Origin of the sequence: Streptomyces sp. P1-3 (genome assembly GCF_050613155.1) — a bacterium.
Taxonomy (GTDB): Bacteria; Actinomycetota; Actinomycetes; order Streptomycetales; family Streptomycetaceae; genus Streptomyces.
This window is the reverse complement of the sequence record NZ_CP192512.1, coordinates 259122-277076: the sequence shown is the minus strand read 5'-3', so window position 1 is coordinate 277076 and position 17955 is coordinate 259122. Positions and strand designations below refer to the sequence as shown.

Annotated in this window: 1 protein-coding gene (cut by a window edge); it reads left to right on the top strand. The window is 74.4% G+C overall.

Annotated elements, in window-relative coordinates; genetic code table 11:
• Positions 1-17911, top strand: partial view of an amino acid adenylation domain-containing protein gene (locus ACQUSR_RS00950; protein WP_431040588.1) — the 3' portion only. The gene continues 4760 nt to the left of window position 1, outside the view; 17911 of the gene's 22671 nt are visible here — the last part of the coding sequence; its start codon lies off the left edge, out of view; it ends in the stop codon at positions 17909-17911.
• The last annotated feature ends 44 nt before the right edge of the window (positions 17912-17955 follow it).

The following is a 17955-nucleotide window of genomic DNA, read 5'->3' as shown; positions in this document are numbered from 1 at the left end:
CGCCGGTGCCGACGACGGGCCGCAGCTGGTGCCGCTGTCGGCCAGGACCCCGGACGACCTCCTCCGCGGCGCCGCCGAACTGCTGCGGCACCTCACGGGCCCGCGGGCGGCCTCGCTGCGCCTGGCCGACGTGGCCCACACGCTGCGGGTGGGCCGGGTACCGATGGCCTGCCGGGTGGCGTTCGTCGTACGCGACCTGCGCCAACTGGCGGCCGAGCTGGAGCGGTTCGTCCAGGACCCGCAGGGCGGGGACTCGCCCCGGTGCTTCACCGGCCGGGTGAAGGACGGCGCGGAGGAGGCGACGCGGCGCCAGGCGAAGCGCGCGCGCCACCTCGCCGACGGCAGGCTCAAGAAGGTGGCCAAGGCATGGGTCCGGGGCGCGGGCGTCGACTGGCGCCTCCTGCCCGGCCAGCACGCGGGCCGGCGCGTGAGCCTGCCCGGCTACGCCTTCGGGCCCGTAGCCCACCCGTGGCCCGCGCGGGCACCCCGAACGCGGCCCACCCCGACCGCGCAGGCGGCACTCCCCGCGGCGGCACGACCCCATCCGCTGCTGCACGAGAACGTCTCCCGGCCCGACGGCCAGCGCTACCGCTCGCACTTCACCGGCGAGGAGTACCTCCTGCGCGACCATGTCGTCGGCGGCCGGAAGCTGCTGCCCGCCGTGGCCAGCCTGGAGATGGCGTACACCGCCGTCCAGCGCGCCCTGCCCGGCGCGCACCACCCGGACCGCCGCACCGTGCTCAAGAACGTCACCTGGGCGCGGCCGGTCGTCGTCGGCGACGGCGGGCGCGACGTGGAGTTCACGCTCGCTCCCGAACGGCGGCGTGCGGACGCGGCGGACAGCGCCGGGGGAACCGGGCCGCTGCGCTTCGAACTCGCCAGCGGCGACGGCGGGCCGCACGTCCAGGGCCGGGCCGTGACCGAGCCCGCCGTGACCCCGCCGCGCGTCGAGCTGGACCGGCTGCGCGCGGGCCTGCGGCTGCGCTCGATGCCCGGCTCGGAGGCCTACGCGCACATCGCCCGCGCGGGCGTCGCCTACGGACCCGGCTTCCGCCTCGTACGGGTCCTGCACCGGGGCGAGCCCGACGGGCGCCGCGAGGTGCTCGCCGAACTGGTGCTTCCGGCGGAGCTGGCGGACCCGTCGGCCGACTACGCGCTCCACCCGAGCTTCCTGGACGCGGCGATCCACGCCTCGCTCGGCCTGGACGCCGGCTACGACACGGCCCGCCCGGCCGGCACCGCCGACCCTGCCGACAGCGGCGGGCTCGGCCGCGGCGCGGACGGCGCCGTGCCGGCGCCATCGCCCGACGCGGCCACCCAGGTCCCGTTCGCACTCGACCGACTCGACGTCCACCACGCCCCCTTCGGCCGGACGATGTACGCCTGGGTGCGCCCGGCACCGTCGCAGCGGGCCGGCGCGGGGCGGGTGCTCGACATCGACCTCGTCGACGAGCAGGGCCGGGTCTGCGCCGCGCTGCGGGGACTGGCGTTCCGCGCGCTCCAGGCGTCCCGGGACGGTCGGACCCCCGCCTCCGAGCTGCGGACCCTGCTGCCCGTCTGGGAGCCTAGGCACCCCGGCGACGAGACCTCGCCGGCCACCCCGGGCGAGGTGCTCGTCTTCGACTCCGGCCGCCGGCTCGGCGCCGGCCTGGACACGCTCCACCCCGGCCACCGGGTGATCGCGCTCCCGCCGGGCGCGCAGGTCCAGGAGATCGCCGAACTGATCCGCGCGGCGTGCCCGCGCGCCACGGGCTCCGGGGCCGCGGGCCGTATCGCGCAGATCGTGTGGGCCGCCCCGGCCGAGGACCCCGACGGCATGGTCGCGGGCCAGGAACGCGGCGTCATCGAGGTCTTCCGGATCGCCAAGGCGCTGCTCTCGCTGGGCCACGGCACCCGGGAGCTGGCCTGGACGGCGTACACCTTCGGCACCCAGCCGGTCCGCGAGCGGGATCGCGTGGCGGCGACGCACGCGAGCGTCCACGGTCTGATGGGCAGCCTGGCCCAGGAGCACACGCGCTGGACGATCCGCCTCGTCGACCTGCCCCATGAGCTGTCCGGCGAGCCGTACGGCGACCTGCTGGGCGGCGAGCGGCGGCTGACCGGTGTGCGGCCCGGCGCCACGCTGGCCCTGCGCGGTGGCCGGTGGTTCTCCCAGGAGCTGCTCCCGGTCGCGAACCTGGAGCCGGCCGCCGGCCCGTACCGCAGGCACGCCGTCTACGTCGTCGTCGGCGGCGCGGGCGGCATCGGTGAGCTGTGGAGCCGCTCCATGGTGGAGCGGTACCAGGCGTCGATCGTCTGGATCGGCCGGCAGCCCCTGAACGAGGGCATCGAGCGCAAGCTCGCCGGGCTCGCCGAACGCGCCCGCGCCGTCGGGGCGGCCGCCCCTCGTTACGTCCCGGCCGATGCCGCCGACCGCGACAGCCTGCTGGCCGCCTACCGGCGGATCAAGGAGCACCATCCGCGCGTCGACGGTGTGGTGCACTCCGCGATCGTCCTGGCCGACAGAACGCTGGCGCGCATGACGGAGGAGGAGTTCCGCGCCGCCCTGACCTCGAAGGTCGACGTCGGTGTCAACCTCGCCGACGTGTTCGCCGCCGAGCCGCTGGACTTCGTCTTGTTCTTCTCCTCGGTCGAGAGCTTCGTGCGGGCGGCGGGCCAGGCCAACTACGCGGCCGGATGCACCTTCAAGGACGCCCTGGCACACGAGCTCCGACAGCGCGGGCTGCCACTCGTCAAGGCCGTCAACTGGGGCTACTGGGGCGTGGCCGGCGCCGTCAGCGACCCCTTCTACCGCGAGCGGATGGCCGCCGCCGGCGTCGACTCGCTCGATCCCGACGAGGCGCTGACCGCCCTCGAATCCTTCCTCGCGGGCGACCACGCCCAGATCGCGCTGATGCGGACCTTCGGCGACGACGCGCTGCGCGGCCTCACACTCGACGAGCGACAGGGCAGCCACCGGCCCGCCCTGCCCTCCGTACGCGACGAGATCGTGGCGGCCCACCGCGCCCCGCGCGGCGAGGTGGAGCGGCTGCGCCGCTACCTGCCGCACCCGCGCATGTGCGAACTGGCCGCGCAGCTCCTCCTCGTGACGCTCCGGGACCTCGGCCCCGAGGGCGCGGGGAGCCCGGCGGACCCGGACGGACCGGGCGGCGGCCTGGACGGCCTGGAGCGGGAGGCGCTCGCCAAGTACGCGCGATGGATTCAGGAGAGCGACCGGCTGCTCATGGACGCCGGGCTCCTGGAGTACGCGGGCGGCCGGCGCCGCGTCGGGCCCGCCGCGCACGGCTTGGAGCGCGCGGAACTGTGGCGGCAGTGGGCCGCCGAGCGCGACGGCTGGCAGCCCAACGCCAACCAGCGGGCGCAGGTCGAGCTGGTCGAGTCGTGTCTGCTGGCGCTCGACGACGTCCTCACCGGCGCCCGGCAGGCCACCGAGATCCTCTTCCCCGGCTCCTCGATGTCGCGGGTCGAAGGCATCTACCGGGGCGACCCCGTCGCCGACTACTTCAACGACCGGCTGAGCGAGCTGGTGGCCGACGCCGTGCGCCGCTGGGCCCGCGCCGAACCGCGGCGGCCGCTGCGCGTCCTGGAGGTCGGCGCCGGTACCGGCGCGACCAGCGCCAAGGTGCTGGAGGCGCTCGAACCGTTCGGCGACCGCATCGCGGAGTACTGCTACACCGACCTCTCCAAGGCGTTCCTCTTCCGCGCGGAGGAGCGGCTGCGCCCCCGCTACCCGTACCTGACGACACGGATCTTCAACGCGGAGCACGCGCCCGGGCCGCAGGGTGTGGAGCCGGGCGGCTTCGACATCGTCGTGGCGACCAACGTGCTGCACGCCACCGCCGACATCTCCCGCACCCTGCGGCACGTCAAGGCGGCCATGCGGGCGGGCGGCCTGCTGTTCGTCAACGAGATGAGCCGCAACACGATCCTGGCCCACCTCACGTTCGGGCTACTGGACGGCTGGTGGCTGTACCGGGACGCCGAGCTGCGCATCCCGGGCAGCCCGGTGCTCGCGGCCGACCGGTGGCTGGAGGTCCTGGACGACGAGGGCTTCCGCACGGGCGCGCAGCCGGACACCGAGGCCCACGTCCTCGGCCAGCAGCTGATCGTCGCCGAGAGCGACGGCACGTTCCGTACGCCGTGCGGGTTCCAGGAAACGGCCGCCCCGGTCGCCCCGGCCTCTGCCGAGCTCCCGGTCCCGGTTCCGGCGCCGCGGCGACCGGCCGGCGGTCCGGCGGTCCGCACCGAGGACCCGGACGCCGAGCTGCGCGCGCACACCACCGCCTACTTCGAGCGGCTGGTGCGCGACGCGCTCCGCCTCTCCGACGGGGAACTCGACCCGCGCAAGGACCTGCACGACTACGGGCTGGACTCCATCCTGGTCTCCGGCATGAACAGCGCTGTCGCCAAGGACTTCGAGGACGTCAGCAGCACGCTCTTCTTCGAACTGCGCACACTCGACGACCTCGTGGGGTACTTCCTGGCGGAGCGGCGGGCGGAGCTGCGGCAGCTCTTCCCCGGCGACGCCGCCCCCGCGGGCGCCCCCCTCGCCGAACGCGCCACGGCCTACGTCACCCGGCTCGTCGCCGACACGCTGAAGCTGGCTCCCGAGGAGCTGGCCGACGACGCGGACCTCTTCGACCTCGGGCTCGACTCGATCCTGGTCATCCAGCTCAACAACGCGCTCGGCCGCGACTTCGACGACCTGAGCAGCACTCTCTTCTTCGACTGCCCGACGATCCGGGACGTGGTCGAGCACGTCATGGCGGCGCACCCCGACCGGCTGGCCGCGGTCCTGTCCGACGGCCCGGTCACCCCGTCCCGGGACCGCTCGGCCGTCGAGCCCGCCGCACGCGGACCGGTCGCCGAGGAGCCGAGCCCCGCGCCCGTGGAAGCGCCCCGACGCGCCCCGGAGCCGACGCGCCCGGCGCCGCGCACCGGGGACATCGCCATCGTCGGCCTCGGCGGGCGCTACCCGGGCGCCGACACGCCCGGGGAACTGTGGGACAACCTGGCCCGCGGCGCCCACGCCACCGCTCCCTACCCGGCCGACCGCTGGTGGTGCCGCTGGGAGGGCCGGGAGCGCCCCTGGGGCGGTTTCCTGGCCGACGTCTCGTCCTTCGACGCGGACTACTTCGGCGTCTCGGAACGGGAAGCCGCGGCCATGGACCCGCAGGAGCGGCTCTTCATCGAGACGGTGCACAGCGCCGTGCAGGACGCCGGCTACACGCCCGGCGCCCTGGCCGGCCAGGGCCGCGTCGGCGTGTTCGTCGGCGTCATGAACGCCACGTACAACGGACGCACCGCCTACTCGTCGATCGCCAACCGCACGTCGTACCTGTTCGACTTCCAGGGACCGAGCATCGCTCTCGACACAGCGTGCTCGGCCTCGCTCACGGCGGTCCACCTGGCCGTGGAGAGCCTGCACAGCGGGGACAGCGACTGCGCGGTCGCGGGCGGCGTCAACCTCCTCCTGAGCCCGGACCACTTCGACGTGCTCAAGGAGCACGGTCTGCTGTCCTCCGGTGACCGGTGCCGCCCCTTCTCCGACCGCGCCGACGGGTTCCTCGCGGCGGAGGGCGTGGGCGCGGTGGTGCTGCGACCGCTGAAGGACGCGGTGGCGGCCGGCGACCACATCTACGGTGTGATCAAGGGAACCGCCGTCAACTCCGGCGGCCGCACCAGCCGGTACAGCATGCCCAGCCTCACCGCGCAGCGCGACGTGGTGGTCCGGGCCCTGGAGAAGGCCGGTGTCACGCCCGACACGATCAGCTACGTCGAGGCGCACGGCACTGCGACCCTCCTCGGAGACTCACTGGAGATCTCGGCGCTGAGCCGGGCCTTCGGCACGGGGCGCCCGGGGCAGTACTGCGCGGTCGGCTCGCTCAAGTCCAACCTCGGCCACTGCGAGAGCGCCTCCGGCATCGCCGGGCTGACCAAGGTGCTCATGCAGCTGCGCCACCGCCGGCTCGCGCCCTCGATCAACGCCGAGGAGCTGAACACCGGCATCGTCTTCAAGCAGTCGCCGTTCCACGTCCAGCGCGAACTCGCCCCCTGGACACCGACCGACGCGGCCGGACGGCCCCTGCCGAGGCGCGCCGGAATCTCGTGCTTCGGCGCGGGCGGCTCGAACGCACATCTGATCATCGAGGAACACATGGCAGACGACGCCGCGGACCGACCGCTCGACGAGCAGGCCGACGAGACCTGCCTGGTCCCGCTGTCGGCACGCACCCCGGAGCAGCTGCGGACCGCGGCCCGGCGGCTGGCCGACTTCCTGGACGACTCCGCCCGCGCCGACCACCGGGTGCCCCTGCGCGACCTCGCCCACACCCTCCAGACGGGCCGCGACGAACTGCCCGTGCGGCTCGCGCTGCCCGTCCGCTCCGCCGCCGAACTGGCCGACGCGCTCGCCGACTTCCACGCCACCGGCCGGGCGGGCGCCGACCGGTACGCCGACCTCGGCGGTACGGCCCCATCGCGCCGCGCGGACTCCGGAGCGGAGCCGGGCGTGGCGGCGGGTGTCGCCGCCGGGGACCACCGGGCCCTGGCCAGGCTGTGGCTGACCGGCGCCACCATCCCCTGGCACGAGCTGTACGGCGCCCGTCCGCCGCGCCGCGTCAGCCTGCCGACCTACCCCTTCGCCAAGAGGGAGTTCTGGTACGAGGAGGCCGCGTCGGCGCCGTCGCGGGCGCACGCGGCCGGTGGCCGGGCCGCGGCCGACCCCGAGCGGGGCCGGGGGCGGGCAACGGCTCTCGATGATCCTTCGCCGGAGCCGACGCCGGCCGCGGAAGCCGGGGCACCGCCGCGTGAGCCCGCCGCCTCGGGGGCCCGCGACTGGCTCCGGCGCGCCGTCGCCGAGCAGCTGGCGACCCACGCCGACGGCGTCCGTACCGACCAGGACTTCCCCGCCCTGGGCCTGTCGTCGATGGCCCTCGTGCACATCGCCCGGCGGATCCAGCGCGAACTCGACCCGGCGTTCGAGTCGGCGTCGCTGTTCGAGTACACGACCATCGACCAGCTGGCCCGCCACCTGGGCGACACCGCTCGGGCGGACGCCCCCGACCCCGCCGAGGCGTTCGCCGCCCACCCCCTGTCCGAGGGCCAGCGGGGCCTGTGGGCCCTCCAGAAGGCGGCGCCCGAAGCCGGTGTGTACAACGTGCCGCTCTGCTTCCGGGCGACCGGACTCGACACCCAGGCGCTGCGCCGCTCCTTCGAGCGCGTACTCACCCGCCACCCGGAGCTGGGCGGCGTCGTCCAGGAGGTGCGGGGCCGGCTGCTGCTGGCCCGGCCCGAGGCCCCCCGGCCCGCGTTCACCGAGCGGGAGCTGCCCGCGATGGCGCGGGACGAGGTGTTCGCGCTGGTGCGCGAGCACGCCAAGGCCCCGTTCGACCTCGACCACGGGCCGCTGTGCACGCTCAGCGTCTTCCACACCCCGGGCGGCGAGTCCTGGGTGCTGCTCAACGCCCACCACCTCGTCCTGGACGGCGGCTCCGCCGTGGTCCTGGTCAAGGACCTCCTCGCCGACTACCGGGCCGCGGCCGAAGGCCGTCCGTCGCCCGGCGGCCCCCAGCCGGGTGACGGACACGCCCCGTACGCGGAGTTCGTCGCCGAGGAGGCGGCCCTCCTGAGCGGCGACGAGGGCGCGGCACGGCTCGCGTACTGGAAGGAGCAACTGGCCGGCCCGCCGCCCGCCCCCGCGTTCCCCACCGACCGGCCGCGCTCCACGCCCGGCCGCGGCGTGCACGGTGCCAGTGAGACCCTGCGGCTTCCGGCGGAGCTGAGCGACCGGATCAGGGAGTACGCCCGCGACCACGGCGGCTATCCGTCGGCGGTGTTCCTCGCGGCGTACAAGGTGCTGCTGCGCCAGTACACCCGGCAGGACGACATCGTCGTCGGCATGCCGGTCAGCACCCGGCCCGGCGAGCGCTTTCGCGGCACCGTCGGCTACTTCGTGACCATGGTGCCGGTCAGGAGCCGGATCTCGGGGCGGCAGTCCTTCACCGAGCTGTGCAAGGACGTACAGAAGACGCTCTTCACCGGTATCGCGCACAGCTACCCGTTCGGCCCGCTGGTCCGCGAGCTCGGCCTGGGCGCCGCGGACGGCTCCACGCCGGTCTTCGCCCACGCCTTCATGTACCAGGACTGGCACGAGGACGTCACCGCGGACACCGACTCCTTCACCTATGTCGAGGGCATCCATCAGGAGGGCGAGTACGAACTCGTCCTGGAGATCGTGGAGCCGGACCGGCCCGGAGACGGCTTCGGCCTCACCTGGAAGTACGACCCGGCCCTCTTCGACCGGGAGACGGTCGACCGGCTGCTGCGCCAGTACGTCCACCTCTTGGAGACCGTCCCGGGCGCCGCACCCCACCTGAGCGTGGACGACTGCTCGCTGGTCTCCCCGGAGGAGCTGCACACCCTCACCGCGGAGTGGAACGACACCGCGGTGGACCGGCCGGACCGGTGCGCGCACGAGCTGTTCGCCGAACGGGCCGCCCGCACCCCGGACGCGGCCGCCCTGGTCAGCGACGCCGAAACGGTCAGCTACGCGGAGCTCGACGATCGCTCGCGGCGGCTCGCCGCCCGGTTGCGCGGGCTCGGCGTCGGCCCCGGAAGCCTCGTCGCGGTGTACCTGGAGCGCTCGCCCGAACTGGTCGTCGCCCTCCTGGCGACGATGCGGGCGGGCGGCGCGTACATCCCGCTCGACCCCGCCTACCCCCGGGACCGGATCGCCCACATACTCGGCGACGCCGCGCCCCAGGCGGTCGTCAGCCACTCGGCGCTGCGCGACCGGCTGCGCGACCTGGACGCGCCGGGCCAGGCCACCCGCCCCCTCCTCCTGGTGGACTCAACCGACCCCGAAGGACCCCGCGCGGACGACCACCCGGACAGCCGGCCGACCGGGGCCGACCCGGCGTACGTCATCTACACCTCGGGCAGCACCGGCGACCCCAAGGGCGTGGTGGTGCCGCACCGCGCGCTCACCAACTTCCTGTGCGCGATGGCCGAACGGCCCGGGATGCGCGCGGACGACCGGATCCTGGCGGTGACGACGCACAGCTTCGACATCGCCGCCCTCGAGCTGTACCTGCCCCTGATCACCGGCGCGCAGTGCCATCTGAGCGACGCGGCCACCGCGCGGGACGCCGAGCGGCTCGCGGCGCTGATCGCCCGCGTGCGGCCGACCGTGATGCAGGCGACGCCCGCGACCTGGACCATGCTGATCCACTCGGGCTGGACCAACGACGAACGCGTCCGCGTCCTGTGCGGAGGCGAGGCGCTGTCCGAGACGTTGAAGGAACGGCTCGTCGTGCTCGGCTCCGAGGTGTGGAACCTGTTCGGGCCCACCGAGACGACGGTGTGGTCCACGGTGGCCCGCGTCGAGGCGGGCGAGCGGGTCACGATCGGCCGCCCCATCGACAACACCCGCATCCACATCGTGGACGCGCACGGCCGGCTCGCGCCGATCGGCGTACCCGGCGAGCTGTGCATCGCGGGCGACGGCCTGGCCCTCGGCTACCTCAACAAGCCCGAGCTCACCGCGGAGCGCTTCCCCGACAACCCGTTCCCGCCCGGCGGCACCCTGTACCGCACGGGAGACCTGGCGCGCTGGCTCGGCGACGGGACCATCGAGTGCCTGGGCCGGATCGACTCCCAGGTGAAGGTCCGCGGCTTCCGCGTGGAGCCCGGTGAGATCGAGCACGTCCTCGCCCGGCACCCGGCCGTGCGCGAGTGCGCCGTCGTCGCGCGGACCGGGGCGACGACGACCGGCACCCAGTTGATCGCCTACTGGACCCCGGCGCCCGGCACCGAGCGGGCGACCGCCCGGGACCTCCTGCGGCACCTGGGCCGCAGCCTGCCGGGCTACATGATTCCGGCGTTCGCGCTGCCGATCGACCGGCTCCCGCACACCCCGAACGGCAAGGTGGACCGTCTGACGCTGGCGCGCCGGCCCGTCTCGCTGCCCCAGGAGCCGGCCGGCGCCGGCACCGGGACGGCGGCGGACGAGGACGGCGTACTGGACGAGGGCGGCGTACTCGCCCTGTGGCGCGAGGTGCTGGACGTCGAGGGTCTCCGGGCCACCGACGCCTTCCTGGAGGCGGGCGGCAACTCCGTGCTCGCGGTGGTGCTCGCCGAACGTGTCGCCAAGCGGTTCGGTGTCGCCTTCACCGCGGCCGACGTCTTCCGTTGCGCGCACGCCCGGGGGACCGCCGTCCACCTGCGCACCGTTGTGGGAGCCGGCCAGGGCCGCCCGGAGGGCGGCCCGAGCGGGGCCCTGGAGCCGAGTCCGCGCCCGGCGTCCGAGGCGCGTCCGTCCTCCTCGCGGCCGCCGGTGGCCGCCCCTACCGCGGCCCCCGTACCGGCGGACGGCGAACTGCCCGGCTACCTCGCCGACAGCGTCGCCGTCATCGGGGTGTCCGTCGGGCTGCCCGGTGCCGACGACCACCACCAGTTCTGGCGCAACCTCCTCGCCGGCGAGGAGAGCGTGGAGCTCTGCTCGCCGGACGAGCTGCGCCGCCTCGGCGTCGACGAGCGGCTGATCCAGGACCCGGCCCATGTGCCGGTGCGCGCCAGCATGCGCGGCAAGGGCTTCTTCGACCCCGCCTTCTTCCAGATATCGGCGCGGGACGCCGAACTGATGGACCCCCAGCTGCGCCAGCTGCTCCAGCACTCGTGGAAGGCGATCGAGGACGCCGCGTACCTGCCCGCGGACATCGAGGACGCGGCGGTCTACATGTCCACCAGCAACGCCCTCTACCAGGCACCCGTCGCGGGCCGCGGCACCCGGCGCGACTCGGAGGCCCTGGTCGGCTTCCTACAGGCGCAGCCCGGCACCATCCCGACCACCGTCTCCCACCGGCTCGGCCTGCGCGGCCCCAGCCTGTTCGTGCACAGCAACTGCTCCTCCTCGCTCGCGGGGCTGGCCCTGGCCTGCCAGGGCATCCGGTCCGGGCAGACCACGCACGCGCTGGTCGGCGGCTGCGGCATGTACGGGGAGAACGCGGTCGGCTATCTGTACGAGGAGGGCATGACGCTGTCCTCCGACGGGCACTGCAAGCCCTTCGCCGCGGACGCCACCGGCATGATCGGAGCCGAGGGCGCCGTGGTCGTCCTGCTCAAGGACGCCCTGTCCGCCGTACGCGACGGTGACCACGTCTACGCGCTGGTGCGCGGCGTGGGCATGAACAACGACGGGGCGGGCAAGGCGGGTTACTACGCCCCCAGCGTCACCGGCCAGTCCGAGCTGGTCGCCTCGGTCCTCGAACGCACCGGAGTGCACCCCGAGTCGATCGCCTATCTGGAGGCCCACGGCACCGGCACCGTGATCGGCGACCCCATCGAGGTCATGGCCGTGTCCGAGGCGTACCGGCGGTACACCGGCGCGACCGGCTTCTGCGGCATCGGCTCGGTGAAGTCCAACCTCGGACACCTCGACGCCGCCGCGGGCCTCGCGGGCCTCGTGAAGTCCGCCCTCGTGGTCGGCCACCGCACGGTGCCGCCGACCATCAACCACGACGCGCCCAACCCCCAGATCGACTTCGCGGGCTCGCCCTTCTACGTCGTGGACCGGGTCACCAGGCCGGAGCGCGGCTCCGAACCCCTGCGCGCCGCCGTGAGCTCCTTCGGCATCGGCGGCACCAACGTCCACGCCATCGTGGAGGAGGCGCCGCCCCGGGGCGGGCAGGACGCGGTCTTCACCGGACCGCACCTCGTGCCGCTGTCGGCCAGGACCCCGGAGAACCTGCGGCGGTACGCGCGCGATCTCGCGCGGCGGCTGGCCGAGGAGGGGACCACCGGGACGAGCGCACGCCGCCTCGCGGACATCGCCTTCACCCTCCAGGTCGGGCGCACCGCGCTGCCGGAGCGGGCGGCCTTCGTCGTCCGTACCGTGCCCGAACTCGTCGCCGCGCTCGAGGACTTCGCCAGCCGGACGGACACTCCCGCCCGGACGGACGCCGCCGCAACGCCGTCCCCGCTCGACGAGGAGGACCGGCGGAGCCTGGTCCGGCGGTGGCTGGCCGAGCACAGGCTCGACAAGGTGGCGCGGCTGTGGGAGGCGGGCGACCCGGTCGAGTGGCACCTGCTGTACGCCGACGGCCCGCGGCCGCACCGGGTCAGCCTGCCGACGTACCCCTTCAGCGAGGAGTACTACTGGCTGTCCGGAGAGCCGGACGGCACGCCCGCCGCGCCGCGACCGGCCACGGCGGCAGAGCCGCCGGCTCCCGGCCCGCGCGGGGCGCACCTCCCGTCCGCGGCCGACGACGCCCCCGCGCCCCGCTTCTTCGAGGAGCGGTGGGCCGCCTGCGAACCGGAGCCCGTACCCGGCGGGACCGCGTCCACCGGACGGGTCACGGTGGTCTTCCTCTCCGACCGCGCGGCGCAGGAGTCCTACCGGCGCGCGGCGCGTGAGCGCGCACCGGAGGCCGAGCTGGTCTTCGTCGAGCGGACGGGACGCCAGGCCCCCGCGGCCTCCGCCCACCCGCTGGACCCGCGCGACGAGCCGGGCTGGCGGCGTGTGCTCGGCACCATCGCCGAGGCGCACGGGCCGATCGGCGCCATCCACTACCTGTGGCCCACCGAGCACGCGGACGGCACGTCCGCGCTGCGCGAACTCACCGACGTCGGCACCCTGGTACGCGCCCTGGCCGCCACGGCCGCGGACGTCCCCGACGTCCTGGTGGCCGGTCACTTCCGGGACGCCGTGGAGCAGGCGGCCCTGGACGCCCTGGTCGGCTACGAGCGTTCGCTGTCCGGGGTGCTGCCCGGCATCGGCCTCCGCGTGGTCCTGCACGACGGCGTCGCCCCCACCGACCGCTGGGCCGATCTGCTGCTCACCGAAGAGCGCCAGAAGCGCAAGGTCAGTGCCCTGTACCGGGCGGGCCGGCGCCATGTCTGCCGGGTGGAGAGCGTGCCGCTGCCCGAGCGGGGCGGCCCGGCGGTGCTGCGGGAGGGCGGGACGTACCTGGTCACCGGGGCCTTCGGCGGTCTCGGCCGGCGGCTCGCGGAGCACCTCGCCCGGACATACCGCGCGAACCTCGTGCTGCTCGGCCGCTCCCCCCTGCGCTCCGCCGACGAGGCGTGGGCCGCGAGCCTGCGGCGGCACGGCGGCGAGATCGTCTGCCGCCGCGCCGACGTCACCGACGAGGACGCCCTCGTCGAACTGCTGAGCACCCTGCCGACCCCGGTGCGCGCGATCGACGGCGTCGTGCACGCCGCCGGTACGGCACAGCCGGTGCCGCTGACCGAGAAGACGCCCGAGTCGTTCGAGGCGGCCATCGGCGCGAAGGTACACGGGACGCTCGCCCTGGAGCGGGCACTCGAACGCGCGCCGGGCGGGCGCCCGCCGCGGTTCGTCTGCCACTTCTCGTCGACCTCCGCCACCCTCGGGGACTTCGGCAGCTGCGACTACGCGGTGGCCAACCGCTTCCAGGCGGCGTACGCCCGCGCGCTGGGCGAGCGGCGGTCGCCGCACCGGACCGTGGCCGTCGAATGGCCGCTGTGGGAGGAAGGCGGCATGGGCGCCGCGGCGCAGCTCCACCGCGACCCCGACTTCGTCACGGCGTACCTGGACGCCAGCGGTCAGCTGCCGCTCGCCACCGACGCCGGGCTCGCCCTCTTCGAGCGGCTGCTCGCGGCGGCCCCCGCCGCCCCGCTCGTCCTGCACGCGACCGCCGAGCAGGCGCGGGCGCTCGTCGGCCGGGCCGTCGCCGGCAGCGTGCCGCGGCCCGCCGCGCCCGAGCCGGCCGACGGGACGGCGGCCGCGCGGGATCTGCGCCGTGCGGAACTGGCCGGCACGGTCCGCCGGATCGTGGCGCACGTCCTGAAGGCGCCCGTCGACACGCTCGACGATGGCAGCAACTTCCTCGACCTCGGCCTGGACTCGATCCGGCTCACGCAGCTCGCCCACCGGCTCTCGGAGCGTCTCGGAGTGCGGCTGCTGCCCACCGTTCTGTACGACCACCCGTCCATCGGGCGTCTGACGGACCATCTGGCCGAGCAGGCCGTGACGTCCGGCACGACGTCTGGCACGACCTCTGCCACGGTCTCCGACGCGGCCGTCGCGGCGGTGCGGGACGCGGTGCCGGACGTCGTGCACGACGCGGTGCCGGAAACACCGGCCCCCGGTGACGCTCCGATCGCCATCATCGGCATGAGCGGCATCTTCCCCGGCTGCCGTTCCGTCGACGACTTCTGGAACGCGCTCACCGAAGGCAAGGACCTGGTCACCGAGGTGCCGCCGGTGCGCTTCGGCACCGCGCCGCCCCAGGAGGGCGACGCGGCCGAGCACTACCCGTGGCTGGGCGCCATCGACTGGGCCGACGAGTTCGACGCGGCCTTCTTCGAGATCGCGCCCAAGGAGGCCCGCAGCATCGACCCGCGCCAGCGGCACCTGCTCCAGGAGTGCTGGAAGGCCCTGGAGGACGCCGCGCTGGGCGCCGAGCGGCTCAAGGGCCGCCGCGTCGGCGTCTTCGCCGGCGTCGAGCAGGGCGACTATCGCCTGCTGGTGGGGGACGGCGGCAACGTCACCTCCAACCACGACGGGGTCCTGGCCGCACGGCTGTCGTACTTCCTCGACCTCAAGGGACCCGTGCTGGCCGTCAACACCTCCTGCTCCTCGGGCCTGGTCGCTCTGCACCAGGCGTGCGCGAGCCTGCGCCAGGGCGAGTGCGACATCGCCGTCGTCGCCGCCGCCAACTTCGTCCTCACCCCGCAGTCGCTGGCGGCGATGGACCAGGCGGGCATGCTGTCGGCCGAGGGCCGCTGCGCCACCTTCGACCAGCGCGCCGACGGGATGGTGCCCGGCGAGGCGGTGACGGCGCTGGTGCTGCGGCCGCTTGACCGGGCGGAGGCCGACGGCGACCCCGTCCACAGCGTGATCGCGGCCAGCGGCATCAACTACGACGGCAGGACCAACGGCATCACCGCGCCGTCCGGAGAGGCGCAGCGCGACCTGCTGGAGACCGTCTACCGGCGGGGCGGCATCGACCCGGAGGACATCGGCTACATCGTCACCCACGGAACAGGGACGAAGCTGGGCGACCCGGTCGAGGTCAACGCCCTGCGCGAGGCGTTCCGCGCGCACACCGGCGAACGGGAGTTCTGCGCCCTCACCTCGACCAAGACCAACGTCGGCCACACCTTCGCCGCCTCCGGCCTGGTCGGCCTGGTCTGCCTGTCCGAGGCGCTGCGCCACCGCACCATCCCGGCCAGCCTGCACTGCGAGCGGGACAACGAGTACATCGACTGGAGCGAGAGCCCCTTCTACGTCAACAAGTCGACCAAGGAGTGGACCTCGCCCCGGGGCGGGCTCCGCACGGGCGCGGTCAGCGCCTTCGGCATGAGCGGCACCAACGCCCATGTGGTCGTCCGCGAGTACCCGGGCGGACGACCGGCGTCCGCTCCGGCGCAGCCGTACCACCTGCTGCCGCTCTCGGCCAAGACCGAAGCGGCCCTGGAGCGGCGCGTCCAGGCGCTGCTCGACCGCGTCGCCGACGGCTCACTGACCGACGCCGACCTGCCGGCGCTCAGCGAGACGCTGTTCACCGGACGCCATCACTTCCGCCACCGCCGCGCCGTCGTCGCGGCCTCCCTCGACGAGGCCGTCGCGCTGTGGACCGGCCGAGGCCGCTCGCGGCCCGGACAGCCCGACCCCGCACACGCCGAGGGCACGGTGCCGCGCGGCTTCACCGCCCGTGCGGCGGACACCGAACGCATCGGCACCTGGCTCGAACGCGCCCGGGACAGCCGACTCGACCCGGCGCGACGGCGCGAGGCGCTCGTCGAACTGGCCCGGCGCTACGTCGAAGGCCACACCGTGCCGAGCCCGGCCGCCCACCCCGGCGGGCCGCGCCCCACGCGACTGCGCATACCCGTGTATCCGTTCGCCAGGAACCGCTACTGGGTGGGCGGCGAGCAACCGGCCCGGCCCGCGGCAACGGCCGCGGCCATGGCCGCCGCGCCGTCCCCGGCCGCGGCCACGTCCCCCGTGGAGTCCCCGGCCGCGGCTCCGGCGTCGCGTCCCGTCGTCGGGAAGACGGGGCCGCAGCCGCGCGCCTCCGTCGTCCTGACCGACCCGGCGGCCGTCCCGCACCGGCTGGACGCGCCCCCACTCGACCGCGGCGAACGGCCGAGGGTGTCCCTGACGCCCCTGCCGCCCCTGACACCCCCCACCCCGCAGTCACCCCGGCGTGCCCGGGCCACGATCGCGGTGACACGCGATCACGACGTCCTGGAGGACCTCAAGTCGGCGGCCGACATCGACTTCGGCGGCATGGTCGCGACCCTGAACCGCACCGGCGTCATGGTCGAGCAGCTGATCCCGTACTCCTCGGACTTCGCCGACTATGCCGGTGAGCGCGGCGGTGAGGTGCTGGACCTGGGCTGCGCCTACGGCGTCGCCAGCATCGCCGCGCTGGAGCGCGGAGCCCGGGTCGTCGCGCTGGACATGGAGCAGAAGCACCTGGACATCCTGGAACAGCGCGTCAACGACACCAGCAGGGCGCGGCTCGTCCTGCGCCGGGGCACGCTGCCCGACGTCGACTTCGAGGACGGGCGCTTCACGGCCGTGCACGCCAGCCGCGTGATGCACTTCCTCGCCCCCGACGACGTACGGCTGATGCTCCGCAAGATGTTCCGCTGGCTGGCGCCGGGCGGAAAGGCGTTCCTCAGCACGGACTCGCCCTACTTCGGGTACTGGGCCTCCAAGGCGGCCGAGTACGAGGAGCGCAAGCGCGCCGGCGATCCGTGGCCCGGCTACATCGAGGATGTCGCCGCACACTTCGACCCGGCGTTCGTCGTCGGCGGGCCGAGCCTCATCAACGCCATCGACCCCGAGGTCTTCCGCAGGGAGTGCGAGGCCGCCGGGTTCGTCGTGGAGCGGGCCGGGTTCTTCGGCGCCGTGGGCGTGGACCGGGAGTCCTACGGAGCTCCCGCGCCCGACATGGAGCACGTGGGGATCATCGCTCGCAAGCCGACGGCCGTGCCAGAGGGGCACGGCCGCGAGCACGGGCGAGAGCGGGAGCACGGGCGAGATCAGGAGCATGGGCGAGATCAGGAGCATGGGCGAGAGCGGGAGCACGTGGCCGCGTCCGGTACGGGCCCGGTGCTGAGGTCGGCCGACGGAACCCCCCTCCACTACCGGGTACGGGGCAGCGGCCCAACTGCCCTGGTCTTCATCCACGGGCTCGGCTGCGACGCGTCGTACTGGGACCGGCAGGTCCCGTACTTCGAGGAGCGGTACACCGTCATCGCCCTGGACCTCGCCGGGCACGGCGGGTCGGGGAGGGACCGGCGCAGGTGGACCGTCGAGGCGTTCGCCCAGGACGTCGCCGCGGTCGTCGAGCGGGTGGGCGCCACCGACGCGGTCCTGATCGGCCACTCGTTGGGCGGCCCGGTGATGCTGGCCGCCGCACCCCTGCTGGGCGACCGGGTCCGGGGCATGATCGGCGTGGACACGCTGCACAACCTCGATCCGAAGCCGCTGGGCGCCGAGCAGCTCGACCGCTTCGCGCAGACCTTCGTCGACCAGCCGATGAAGGCCGAGGAGCTGTTCCTCGACACCGCCCGCCGGGATCTGATCGAGCTGGTGGAGCGCACGCGCGAACAGGTGGGCCCGTCGATCGTGTCGGCCGCGTTCCGCGAGATGCTGACGTATCTGCAGGACGTGCCGAAGCACTTCGACACGCCGCTGGTCCTGGTCAACTCGACCTCGTGGATGCCGACGAACCTCGCCGCCGCGCACCGGTACGGCGTGGAGGTGGATCTGGTCGAAGGTGTCGGGCACTTCGTGATGCTGGAGGCGCCGGACGTCTTCAACGCGTCCCTGGAGCGGCATCTCGACCGGATCGCTCCGCAGGTCGGGCGGGCCGGAGGGCAGGGGACGGTCGCGGAAGGGGCTGATGGATGATGCCCGAATCACGTATTAAGATCCCGACCCGTAACGACCTGCAT